This window comes from Brevibacillus sp. MCWH, assembly GCF_013096935.1.
Lineage (GTDB): Bacteria > Bacillota > Bacilli > Brevibacillales > Brevibacillaceae > Brevibacillus > Brevibacillus aydinogluensis.
In genome coordinates this window covers 18,291-30,524 of record NZ_SDLF01000017.1, presented here as the reverse complement: position 1 = coordinate 30,524, position 12,234 = coordinate 18,291, and the positions used below count along the sequence as shown (strand labels likewise).

Annotated in this window: 11 protein-coding genes and 1 riboswitch; all 11 genes read right to left on the bottom strand. The window is 60.9% G+C overall.

What is annotated here, in order from left to right; all coding sequences use genetic code 11:
- Nucleotides 1–3: 3 nt before the first annotated feature.
- Nucleotides 4–795 carry a cobalt ECF transporter T component CbiQ gene (gene cbiQ, locus ETC00_RS14570; protein WP_171566805.1) on the bottom strand — a complete coding sequence of 264 codons (792 nt, stop codon included), beginning with the start codon at nucleotides 793–795 and terminating at the stop codon, nucleotides 4–6.
- The gene (locus ETC00_RS14565; RefSeq protein ID WP_171566804.1) at nucleotides 792–1,079 is read right to left on the bottom strand and encodes an energy-coupling factor ABC transporter substrate-binding protein; all 288 of its coding nucleotides are present in this window, start codon (nucleotides 1,077–1,079) and stop codon (nucleotides 792–794) included. Before ETC00_RS14565 ends, cbiQ begins: the two co-directional genes overlap by 4 nt.
- Complete coding sequence (locus ETC00_RS14560) at nucleotides 1,080–1,841, bottom strand: energy-coupling factor ABC transporter permease (protein ID WP_171566803.1); 762 nt, start codon at nucleotides 1,839–1,841, stop codon at nucleotides 1,080–1,082.
- Between the two features lie 150 nt (nucleotides 1,842–1,991).
- Nucleotides 1,992–2,183, bottom strand: a riboswitch (cobalamin riboswitch).
- A 92-nt stretch (nucleotides 2,184–2,275) separates the two neighbouring features.
- A complete protein-coding gene (locus tag ETC00_RS14555; RefSeq protein WP_171566802.1) occupies nucleotides 2,276–3,364 on the bottom strand; it encodes a quinone-dependent dihydroorotate dehydrogenase in 1,089 nt (362 codons plus the stop codon).
- A gap of 330 nt (nucleotides 3,365–3,694) precedes the next feature.
- Entirely contained in the window at nucleotides 3,695–4,819 is a 1,125-nt protein-coding gene (gene ald / locus ETC00_RS14550; RefSeq protein WP_171566801.1) for an alanine dehydrogenase, read from the bottom strand.
- Between the two features lie 125 nt (nucleotides 4,820–4,944).
- A complete protein-coding gene (locus ETC00_RS14545) occupies nucleotides 4,945–6,180 on the bottom strand; it encodes a PucR family transcriptional regulator (protein ID WP_171566800.1) in 1,236 nt (411 codons plus the stop codon).
- 120 nt (nucleotides 6,181–6,300) lie between these two features.
- Nucleotides 6,301–7,680, bottom strand: a complete 1,380-nt coding sequence (gene lpdA, locus ETC00_RS14540; RefSeq protein ID WP_171566799.1) for a dihydrolipoyl dehydrogenase — start codon at nucleotides 7,678–7,680, stop codon at nucleotides 6,301–6,303.
- A 12-nt stretch (nucleotides 7,681–7,692) separates the two neighbouring features.
- Complete coding sequence (locus ETC00_RS14535) at nucleotides 7,693–8,961, bottom strand: dihydrolipoamide acetyltransferase family protein (protein ID WP_171566798.1); 1,269 nt, start codon at nucleotides 8,959–8,961, stop codon at nucleotides 7,693–7,695.
- Nucleotides 8,962–9,126: 165 nt separating this feature from the next.
- The gene (locus ETC00_RS14530) at nucleotides 9,127–10,164 is read right to left on the bottom strand and encodes an alpha-ketoacid dehydrogenase subunit beta (protein ID WP_171566797.1); all 1,038 of its coding nucleotides are present in this window, start codon (nucleotides 10,162–10,164) and stop codon (nucleotides 9,127–9,129) included.
- Between the two features lie 15 nt (nucleotides 10,165–10,179).
- Nucleotides 10,180–11,172, bottom strand: coding sequence for a thiamine pyrophosphate-dependent dehydrogenase E1 component subunit alpha (locus tag ETC00_RS14525; protein WP_171566796.1), 993 nt, complete (start codon nucleotides 11,170–11,172; stop codon nucleotides 10,180–10,182).
- Nucleotides 11,173–11,406: 234 nt separating this feature from the next.
- Nucleotides 11,407–12,228: a lipoate--protein ligase family protein gene (locus tag ETC00_RS14520; RefSeq protein ID WP_171566795.1), complete on the bottom strand. Its 822-nt coding sequence runs from the start codon at nucleotides 12,226–12,228 to the stop codon at nucleotides 11,407–11,409.
- Nucleotides 12,229–12,234 lie beyond the last annotated feature (6 nt).

Sequence of the window (12,234 nt, the reverse complement as noted above, 5' to 3'; positions counted from 1 at the left end):
GTCTCATCCTCCGATCCACCATTCCCATGCCGCCAGCAGCACACATCCGACCAGTGCCTCCCGTTCGTGCCGCTTGGAGCGGACATGTGTTGACAGGCTGACGACGCGAAAGTCCTCCGTGAAACCTCGCGCCATCATGCCCAGGTACAGCTGCCGATACCGGAGCATCGCACGTGCAAACAGCCGGCTGACCAACCTGCCGGTGTCGCGGAGCGCCGCGCGAATCCCCTGATAGCCGCCCCTCGCGATTTGCGCGGTCCGCAGCCAGGCTGCCGTTTCCAGAAACACAAACCCCAGACGGTACATAAGCATCACCAGATCGGTCAGCACCGCCGGCAGGCCGATGCGGCGCAGCACCTGGAGCAGTTCGGCAAACGGCACGGTAAAGAGCACGAAATACAAGCAGGACAGTGCCGCGAGGGAACGGCACATGAGGGTCACTGCCCGGGCGACGCCGTCCGTGGTCACATAAATCACCCAGCCTCCCCACTGCCAGGCGGCCAGGACATTGGCGCCGCTGCTCCACCCGGACGAAGGCGCCGCTTCCACCAACAGGGCCGGCATTCCCGCGGCCAAAAACGAACATGCGAGAACGAGCCCGACCAGGTAGACGCGCCAGGGAATGCGGGCGTAGGCGACAATCCAGATGCTTATCCAGACAAAGGCGGCAATCTGCACGGGCGGATGGCTGACCAGGACGATCAACATCAGCGCCACGGCAAACAGCAGCTTGCAGCCGGGGGACAGGCGGCGCAGCCGGTTGGTGTAGGCGAGCGTATCCAACTGGTCGATCATTGTTCTTTGCCGTTGTTCAACCGACCCCGGTACAGGCCGATTGCATATCCGATAAATCCGGCGCCCAGCGCGGCCTGCACGGCAAACAGCAGGCTTTCCGTCTCGCCGCCCGGCGGCTCCACAAGCGGCTGGAACCAGGGCTCATAGTCGGGGGCCACTACTTTGATCGCTTCTTCCGCCGCGCCGTCCGCTCCGCCAAACTCCGAATCTTTCACCAATATCAGCGGCAGCACGGCCAACAACGCCACCAGCAGCAACAGCACCCAGTTTGACCAGCGTTTCACTTACATCCCCTCCCGTTTGAGCAGCGGCAGTTGCGACAGTTCTTTTGCATTGTACGACTGCAGCCAGTTCCAGACGAGCACCGTCAGCAGTCCCTCGCTTACGGCCAGCGGCACCTGCGTCAGCGCGAAGATGCCGGCAAATTTGGCGAACGAGGCGGCGACACCACCGGATGCTGCCGGAAACGCCAGCGCCAGCTGCAGTGACGTCACCACGTACGTGGTCAGGTCGGCCAGGGCAGCCGCCAGAAACACTGCCACCCGCTGGCCGCCGTTGGCCCGCAGCACCAGCCGATACACCCCGTAGGCCACAAACGGCCCGACCACTGCCATGGAAAACGCGTTGGCCCCCAGCGTGGTCAAGCCGCCGTGGGCGAGCAGCAGGGCCTGGAACAGCAGCACCAGGGTGCCCAGCACCGACATGACCAGCGGACCGAACAGGATGGCTCCCAGGCCGGTCCCGGTCGGGTGGGAACTGCTCCCGGTCACAGACGGAATTTTCAATGCGGACAGAACAAAGGCAAACGCCCCCGCCACCCCCAGCAGCAGCTTCAACTCGGGGTTATCCTGGACCAGCCGCTTGATGGAGCGCAGGCCCAGCAGGAAAAAGGGCAGAAACGCGGCCCACCAGAACAGCGCCCACTCCACCGGCAAAAAGCCTTCCATGATGTGCATGGCGTGTCCGGTCTCCGGCTCATTCAGCAGAAAGTACATGACAAATCCGGTCACAAGCATTCCGCTCATCAACGAACGCGAACGGCTCATCGAGCATCCTCTCCCTATCTGGTTCGACATCCAACGTCCAAGAAAAAAACTCATCCGGCCGGATGAGCTTTGCGCAATGTGAATAGACGACTACTTCCTCAAACAAAACAGTCGTACTGCCTGGGCTCACCTCTCCTTTCCTCGAAGGCTGTTGGGTGCGGCAGCTAGGTAGGTCTCCTGGCTTCCAGATCATCACGCTCTTTTGCCTTCCCCGTCCGGCGAGCGGCGAGTGGCCTGTCAAAAGAGAATTCCCTGGTTACAGTGGCGGGACCGCTCGGGATTTTCACCCGATTCCCTGTTACCCCTTATCCGCATAAGGGCACCTAGCTCCGTTGTATTCGGTTTTTTTCCTTTCCATCTTGGACGTTTGCGTCCATTATAAACGAGCCCCCGCGAAAGCAAAAGAGGGGAGAATCGTCTCCGAGGTGCGCTATCTATCGTGCGTCCACGCCTACCGCGTCGCTGATGCGGGCAAACCCGTCCTTCTTCAACAGCTGCACCAGCCGTTTGTTAATCTGCCGCGCAATACCCGGCCCGCGGTAGATCATTCCCGTGTACACCTGCACCAGGCTGGCGCCGGCGCGAATCTTGCGGTAGGCGTCGTCACCGGTGAAGATGCCGCCCACTCCGATGATCGGCACCTTGTCCCCCACTTCCTGGTAAATTTCTCTCACCCAGGCGGTGGACCGCTCCTCCAGCGGCTTTCCGCTCAAGCCGCCCGCTTCTTCTGCGTACGGGTGGTTTTCCACCCCATCACGGGACAGTGTGGTGTTGGTGGCGATGATGCCGGCCGCCCCTTCAGCCACCGCGGCCCTGACCACGTCACTCATCTGCTCGTCCGCCATGTCGGGCGATACCTTCACCAGGATCGGCTTCGCCTTGGCGCCGCGCATCTCCAGTTCGGCCGCCTTGGCCTTCACTTCGCGGAGAATGGACCGCAGGCTGTTGGCCTCCTGCAAGTCGCGCAGGTTGGGCGTGTTGGGCGAGCTGACGTTGATCACAAAATAATGGCCGTACGAATAGAGCAGGTCCAGGCACTTGCTGTAGTCGGAAGCCGCTTCTTCATTGGGCGTCAGCTTGTTCTTGCCGATGTTGATGCCGATCGGGATGTCGGCATAGGCGTAGTCCAACAGGTTTTGCGAGGCGGTGTAGGCGCCGTAATTGTTGAACCCCATGCGGTTAATGACCGCCTGCTTCTCCGGCAGGCGGAACAGCCGCGGCTGCGGATTGCCCGGTTGTCCCTGCGGCGTGATTGTGCCCACTTCCACGAATCCAAAGCCCAGCGAAGCCAACGCGTGATAGACTTCGGCGTTTTTGTCAAATCCGGCGGCCAGGCCGACTGGATTGGGAAAGCGAATGCCCCAGAGCGTTGTCTCCAGACGTTCGTCGCGGAACTGATACACCATCTTCAGGATGCTTTTGCCCGGTGCGGAGTTTTCCACTGACCGGAGCAGGTGTATGGTCTTCTCATGCGCTTCTTCTGCGCTCATCTTAAACAGGAATTTTTTGACCAGTTGATACATCACTGCACTCCTCACTCGTTCTACTGCCTAGTAGCATACCATATTTGCAAAAGGGTGCGCACTACGAGAGAAGTACCCTTTCCCTTCGGTTACGGAAAAACTTCTGCCGCGATACGAGGATAGACCCTGGTCCATTGGCAGCAGACGGCTGTTTCGGTTCCTACTCCTCCCGTCTGCAGGCAGCCGGCCCCTCTAGCAACTAGTATCCTCATTCCCTATGCCTGTATTCTCTTAAACCCGATCTCCCGACAAAAAAACTGCCTGCCCCGATTGGCAGGGCAGGCAGTTGGTCACGGTTTTGCTGTGTCGGCTGGGATCGTCCCGGCCCGGTCAGTTTTTCACCAGCAGCACGTCGTCGATAGAGACGTACGGCAGGTTGTGCGCTTCGGCGACGGCCTTGTAGGTCACGTTCCCCTCGATCACGTTGACCCCTTTGGCCAGCGCGCGGTTGTCCAGAATCGCTTGGCGGTAGCCCTTGTTGGCAAGCTGCACAGCGTACGGCACGGTCACATTGGTCAGTGCCAGCGTGGAAGTGCGCGCCACCGCGCCCGGCATGTTGGCAACCGCGTAGTGGATCACGCCGTGTTTTTCGTAGGTCGGGTTGTCGTGCGTGGTGATGCGGTCGATCGTTTCGATGGAACCGCCCTGGTCGATCGCCACGTCGACGATCACAGAGCCCGGTGCCATCGTTTTGACCATCTCTTCCGTCACCAGGCGAGGTGCACGGGCACCAGGGATGAGCACGGCGCCGATGAGCAGGTCCGCCTTTTTCACGGCGTTGGCGATGTTGAACGAATTGGACATCAGGGTTTGCACGCGACCTTGGAACAGGTCATCCAGTTGGCGCAGGCGATCAGCATTCACGTCGATAATCGTGACGTTGGCGCCCAGACCGACTGCCATTTTGGCAGCGTTGGTGCCGACGATGCCGCCGCCGATGATGACCACTTCACCTTTTTGCACACCAGGTACGCCGCCGAGCAGCACGCCCTTGCCGCCGTACGGTTTCTCCAGGAACTGCGCGCCGATTTGCACGGACATGCGGCCGGCCACTTCGGACATCGGCATCAGGAGAGGCAGTGAACCGTTGTCCAATTGAATGGTTTCATACGCGATCGCCACCACTTTTTTCTCCATCAGGGCGCGAGTCAGCTCCGGTTCCGGCGCCAGGTGCAGGTAGGTGAACAGGACCAGGCCTTCGCGGAAGTAGCCGTATTCGGACGGAAGCGGTTCTTTTACTTTCATCACCATATCGGCTGCCCACGCTTCCGCTGCCGTGGCGACGATCTCCGCTCCTACCGCCGTGTAATCGTCGTTGGTAAAGCCGCTGCCCAGGCCGGCACCGTTTTCGATGCGAACCGTGTGGCCGTTTTGCACCAGCGCAGCCACGCCGGCAGGGGTAATGGCTACGCGATTTTCGTTGTTTTTAATCTCTTTGGGAATCCCTACAATCATGCTGGTTATCCTCCTTCGCAACGCCGTATAACGAGTTACTGCTATTGTACAGCGTTTTCAAAACGCGTTTCCTTGGGGATTCCCTTAATCTTTTGCCGCTCTGTTTGTGAATTTTCACAAACGAACTAGCGTTCCTGGTCCAACTTATCCATTTTCAGTTCCAGATACAACGCGGCGCGCTGATTCATGTCCTCCAGGTCGACTCGCAGAATCTCCTCGATCCGGCGCAGGCGGTACCCAAGCGTGTTGATGTGGATGTGCAGCCGCTGGGCGGTGACGTTGGACCGGCCGGCAGCGTCCAGGTACGTCTCCAGCGTCTCCATCAGCGCAGTCTGGTTTTCCCGGTCATACGCCTTGAGCCGGGCCAGCCGGTCGTTTTGGTAGCCCTGCTCTTCGTCCCACTCCTTCAGTTTCAGCAGGTAGCGGTAGATGCCCAGTTCGTGGTACCCGTGAATTCCTTCTGTCTCACGCGGAAACAGCCGCTTTACCCGAACCGCGTGGAGCGCTTCCCGGTAGCTTTTTACGATGTCGGGGTAGGCCCTGTAGACGCAGCCGTAACCGGCCGTCACCTGGCCTTCGCGGACGTGGGTCACCAGCTTGCTGAGCGAGTCGGCCAGAAACTGCTCGGTTTTGCGCAGCAGCTCGTCTTTCCCTTCCTTGCCTCGACCGAAAAGACCGATCAGCAGCACGATCTGTCCGTCATCCACCACCCACAGCAGCTTGTCGCGCATCAAAAGCGGGTAGAGGTACTGCTCCAGCCCCGTTCCGGCCGCCTCGATGACGCAGATGAGGTAGGAGGAAGGCAGCTTCATCTGCAGGCTTTCCGCTTTTTGCCGAATCAGCGCGTCACTGGTGTGATTGCCCAACAACAACTCCCAGAGAAACTCCTTGCGCCGCCGCTCCTCCGCCTTCCGCTTTCCCTGCCGCTGCACCAGCCGGGTCACCGCTGCCCGCGCCGCCTGTCGCAATATTTCGTCGTCTTCCTCGGTCAAGGGGCGGTTTACTTCCTGGGCCCAGATGTATCCCAGCACGTCGCTGCCGCGGCGAATCGCAATCGCCACCCGCTTGCCGAGCCCCACCTCGTCTTTTGCCGGGATGTGCACGGGGTCGTCCTTGGTCAAAAGCTCCTGAAACACCCCGTCTTTCCACAACCGGGTCAGCACGTGTTCCGGCACCCGCCGGCCCATGATCGTCGACCAACGGGCCTGGTCGGTGCTTTCGCCGTGGGAGCTGTAGGCGATCAGCCTGTGGTCGGCGTCTTCGATCGTGATCGGGTTTTGCAACAGATCCCCGATGATGTCCGCCAGTTCTTCAATATCCGCATGTTGGTACTTCTGAAAGTAATCAGGTTGAACAGGCACGGTTCCACCTCTTTGCCGACCATGTGTACGTAGTTCTATTATACCGGAAAGGTGGAACGAGGCGGAACAAAAGATAGCGAGACACCGCAATGCCCGCCCGGCAGCGATACCTGCCTGACGTCATGCATGGACAGCCTGGCCGATCCCGCCCCGAACTGCCTCCCAGAGCGTTTCGGACAGTGTCGGATGGGGCGCGATCAGGGTTTCCGCCGCCTCGGCTGTCATTTCCGTGTGCAGCATCAGCGAAGCCTGACCGATTAACTCAGTAGCCCGCGGTCCCACCAGGGAAATGCCCACGATTTCATGATAGCGAGGTTCGATCAAGACTTTTGCCTTGCCGGCTGTCTCCTGCAAAATCTGCGCCTTGCCGTTGGCCGCAAAGGGAAACTCGCCGATCCGGATCTCGCCGTACGTTTCCCGCGCCTGCCGCTCAGTCAGTCCCACCGACGCCACTTCCGGCGAGGTGTAGATGCAGCGTGGCACTGCGCGATAATCGACGCTGCGGTCCCCTCCGCAGATGTTGACGGCGCTCACCTCTCCTTCATGAAACGCCACGTGCGCGAGCTGAATTCCCCCGATCACATCGCCCGCCGCGAAAATGTGCGGCAGGTTGGTCTGCATCCGCTCGTTCACCTCGACCCCGCGCGAAGTGACGCGCACCCCGATCCGTTCCAACCCCAGACCGGCCACCCGGGGCCTGCGCCCGATTGCCACGAGAACAGCCTCTGCGGCAATTTCGATCACCCCCTCCGGTGTACGCACCCGCGCTGTTTTCGTCGCGTGATCCAGCGCTTCCACACGGCTGCCCAAATGAACGGTGACCCCCGCTTGCCTCAATCCCCGCTCCAGGACGGCGGCGATGTCTGCGTCTTCGCCAGGCAGCAGTTGGTCTGCCATTTCGACGACGATCACGCTGCTCCCCATCCGCCCGTACAGCGAAGCAAATTCACAGCCGATCACGCCGCCGCCCACGATCAGCAGGACGGGCGGGGCGGCGTCAAGCGACATGGCATGACCGCTGTGCAGGACCCACTCGCCGTCAAACGGCGCAAACGGCAGGGCGATCGGCTCCGAGCCGCTGGCGATGAGAAAGCGGTCCGCTTCCAGCCGCTGTTCACCGTCACTCCGCTCAATGAGCAGCCGGTGCTCGTCGATGAAGGACGCCCTCCCGCGGATGACCTGCACCTGGTTTTTCTTCATCAAGTGATGAACCCCGCTGGTCAACCTGCGCACAATGCCCTGCTTGTACGCCTGCACATTTTTCCAGTTGACGCTTGTTGCTTCCGCCGGCACGTCAATGCCAAAGCGGCCGGCACGCTGAACATGCTGGTACATCTCTGCCGACTCCAGCAGCGCTTTGGTCGGCATGCAGCCTTCGTTCAGACAAGTGCCGCCCAATTCCTTTTCTTCGATCAAAAACACCCGTTTCCCCAGGCGCGTGGCGGTGATTGCCGCCACGTACCCTGCCGGACCTCCGCCAATAATCGCAACGTTTTGCATGTGATGTCCTCCCTAAAGCAGCAGGTTGTACGGCTCTTCCAGATAGCGCTTCACCGTCGCCAGAAATGCCGCTGCCGGAGCGCCGTCAAGCACCCGGTGATCAAAGGTGAGCGAGAGCGGCAGCATGCTTCGCCGCACAAGTTCGTCGCCGACAAAGACAGGCGTATCCTTTGCGGCCCCGACACCGAGAATCCCCGTCTCCGGCGGGTTGAGGATCGGGGTAAAGGTGTCCACGCCGTATCCGCCCAGATTGGTGATGGTGAAGGTGGAGCCTTTCATCTCATCCGGCGCAAGCTGGTTTTGGCGGGCGCGATCCACCAGCGACCTGATTGTTCCGGACAGTTCTGCCAGCGACAGCGTCCCGGCCCGCCTGATGACTGGCACCACCAGTCCTTTTTCCAGAGCGACGGCAATGCCCAGATGAATCTCCTCGTACCGCTCGATGTGATCGCCGAGAAACGCGCTGTTCATGTCCTTGTGGCGGGACAGGGCCAGCACGACCGCCCTGGCGATCAAATCGGTGACGGTCAGCTTCACCCCGCAGCGCTCCTGCAGCTCGCCAGCTACTTGTTCCTTCATCCGCAGCAAGTCGGTCACATCGGCATGCATCGTTATGGTGAGCTGGGCGCTCTGCATCAGGCTGTGTTTCATCCGCTCGGCAATGACCTTGCGCATGCCCGCCACCGGAATGCGTTCGGCGCTCATTGTCCCAACCGGCTCCGCGTCAACCTGTCCGGCCGACGCGTTTGCTGCGTTTTCCCGCGCCGCCAGCGCCGCCTCGATATCCTCCTTGGTAATGCGTCCCTGCGGACCCGATCCGACGATGCGCGTGTAGTCCAGTCCAGCCTCTTCGGCCATTTTGCGGGCCACTGGCGAAATCTTGACGCCTTCCCGCGACAGGGCCGAACCTGCCGCCGGTGTCCTTCCTGTCGCCGGTGCTCCCGGCGCGGCAGTCGCAGTCGTCACCGGCTCTGCAGCCGCCAGCGAAGCGGCCGCTTCCACCTGTGCAGCACCAGCTGCCGGCACCTCTGTTATCGTCTCGTTTGGTTGGCCTACCACACCCAGCACGGTACCGTAGGGAACGACACCCCCCTCAGCTACGTCAATGCGCAGCAGGATGCCATCGGCCGGTGCTTCCACTTCCATCTCGATTTTTTCCGAGCTGATCTCGACGATGCCCTCCCCCTTTTTCACGGCATCGCCCACTCGTTTTTTCCAGGCGATGACGGTCCCCTCCACCATCGCCATGCCCAGTTTGGGCATAATCACTTCATGTGCCATGCTGATCTCTCCTCCCCCTGCTTCGACGTCACCCAAAAACGAGCCAGGAGCACCCGGCGCGGCTGCCGCACCGAACCGAATGCTCCTGGGCAAACAACCATGTACCGGTCCCGCTCACTCCCGCGATCAGGACGGCCAGCGGGCTTTTCCGCCATCGGGCAGCGATTACGTCACCGCCGCGATGGACGCGTCACCGATCAGTTCCGAGACGGCCTCCACCACTTTCTGGGGCGAAGGCAGATACAACTCCTCCAGGGGCGGCGAAAACGGCACCGGAGTATGCGGCGCGGTGATCCGCTTGATCGGCGCATCCAGTGTATCGAAGCCCTTGTCCGCCACCAAGGCCGCGATATCGGTCGCCACGCTGCAGCGCGGATTGGCTTCGTCGACCACGATCAGGCGATTGGTCTTGGCGACCGACGCGAGGATGGTGTCTTCGTCCAGCGGCGAAAGCGTGCGCGGGTCCACCACTTCTGCCTCGACGCCTTTTTGGGCCAGTCGCTCCGCCGCCTGCAGCGCCGTGTGGACCTGCTTGCCGATGGCCACGATCGTCACGTCGCTGCCGACGCGTTTGATGTCCGCCTTGCCGAGCGGCAGGGTGTAATACTCTTCCGGCACGTCACCGGTAGTGTTGTACAGGGTCTTGTCTTCAAAGAAAATCACCGGGTCGTTGTCCTCGATGGAAGCGAGCAGCAGCCCTTTGGCATCATACGGGGTGGACGGGACGACCACCTTGATGCCCGGGATGTGGGTAAACATTGCGTACAGGCTTTGGGAGTGCTGGGCGGCGGCGCTAAAGCCCGCGCCGTGCATGGTCCGAATCGTGACGGGCACCTGCGCCTTGCCGCCGAACATGTAGCGGAACTTGGCCCCCTGGTTCATCACCATGTCGAGACAGCTGCCGATAAAGTCGTTAAACATCAGTTCCGCGATCGGGCGCAGGCCGGTTGCCGCGGCTCCCATCGCAGCTCCGATAAAGCCGGCTTCCGTAATCGGCGTGTCCAGCACCCGCTCACGGCCAAACTCCTGCACCAGTCCCTTGGTCACACCGAGCACGCCGCCCCAGGCTTCGTCATCCTGCAGATGGTCCACCTGCGCACCTCCGGCCACGTCTTCGCCGAGCAGGATGACGTTTTCGTCAGCCCGCATGGCCAGCCTGATCGCTTCGTTGACAGCGGCAGAAAAGCTGATTTTTCTCGTCATGTTCATCCTCCTTTCTTAGTAGGACACGTACACGTCGGTCAACAGTTCGCTCGCATCCGGATACGGGCTTTCCTCCGCGAACCGGATCGCCGCCTGCACGGCTGCGTCCACGTCACGCTCGATGCCGTTGATCTCATCAGCCGTCAGCGTCTGCGTGGCAAGCAGGTGATTGCGGAACAGGGCGATCGCATCCCGTTCGTTGAGATGTTCGGCCTTCTCTTCCTCTGTTTTGTACTTTTGGGCATCACCTTCAAAATGGCCGTAATTGCGGTAGGTAATGCACTCGATCAGCGTGGGACCTTCGCCTCTGCGGGCGCGGGCGATCGCTTCACCCGCCGCGCGGTAGACAGCCAGCACATCCTTGCCGTCAACGACCACGCCGGGCATGTTGTAACCGCTTGCACGATCAGCGATACGGGTGCAGCTTGAGGCGTATGTGAACGGGGTGGCCTCTGCATATCCGTTGTTTTCCGCCACGAAGACGACCGGCAGCTTCCAGATGGCCGCCAGGTTCAGTCCTTCATGAAACGTTCCCTGATTGTTGGCCCCGTCTCCGAAGAAACAGACGCTGACCGCGCCGCTCTTTTTCAGCTTGGCCGTCAGCGCCGCTCCGCAGGCGAGCGGGAATCCGCCTCCGACGATTCCATTTGCGCCGAGCATGCCTTTGTCCAGATCGGCGATGTGCATCGAGCCGCCCTTCCCTTTGCACAGGCCGGTGGCTTTGCCGTACAGCTCCGCCATCATGCCGTTCAGGTCACATTCCTTGGCGATGCAGTGACCGTGGCCGCGGTGCGTGCTGGTAATGCTGTCCTGCTGGTTCAAATGGGCGCCAACTCCTACCGCGATCGCCTCTTCTCCTGCGTACAGATGAACGAAACCCGGCAGTTTGCCCTGCCCGAACAGCAGGTGAACCGCGTCTTCAAACTTCCGGATCTCCACCATCTTGCGGTACATCCATCTCGCCTGTTCGCGGGACAGTACCTGTGCTTCCGCTTGTGTCGCTTTCATCGCTTACGCCTCCCATCGTGATTTGTCGGCAGCAAAAACCGCTCTTGCCTCCTGTCTGAATTGCAACCACCGTGCCAGCCGTTTACGTCTCGTGCAAACAGCAATCGGATGCGGATTTTTCCCTATTCCGCATATCCCCGCGTCCGCAGCGAGCGGCACCGGATGAGACACATTCCCAAATCGTCCCGTTTTGTCTCATGCGCTGTGCGCGTGCGGACATAAAAAAACGCCGGTTCACAACAAACCGACGTTGCCGTTTCGCTCCTTCAACGAGGCAAGCGACCGTTTCGCGTCTGCTTCCAGCGAGGCGGGGCAGGCGCTCATCTCCTCCACCGTTCCCAGCCCTGCCAGCACGTCCCGCACCCGCCCGACAAATGCGTCTACGCCCCCGCTCATGCCCAGTTCGCTCAGGCTGGCCATGCGCTCCGGCACCACACGGGGAAAGGTGTCTGCCGGTGCACCTTTTCCAGCCATCCGGTAAAAGTCTCGCGCCGCTTCACCGTACGAGCAGCCGCTCCCTTCCGTCAGAACAAACGCCTGCACGATGACAGCGCGCGAGAGCCGCCTCTGGGCAATCCCGCAAAATTTGAGACCGTCGATGCTAAGATCGTACGAACCGGGACAGTAGGCTCCCTCCACTTCGCCTGTTTGCACCCGCTGTCCCGTCGTGCCAAGGACCGCTCGAATCAAGGCCGCCATGCGCTCGAAATGCGGTTCGGGGGTGAGATCATGGGCAGGCGCCTGCATGACCAAAGACAGGTTCACCACCCCGCCGTCGAGCGGAACCGCCGCTCCGCCCGAGTGTCTGACAGCCGTCTGGCACCCCCGCTCCCGCAGCAGTCGGACGGCCAGCGCTGCATTCGGCAGCTTGGCGTCCTGCGCTCCCAGCACCATCGCCCGCCGGTGCCTCCAGAGATGGACCAGCGGCGGCACCGCTTCTGTTTCCCGCGCCGCCAGCCGGGCGTATGCTTCGTCGATGCCAAACGGGATTAAAACGTCTCCGGTCTGGATGGATGCGGCCGTGTTCAGCATGCGGATGACAGGCATGTCATTCATTAGGTT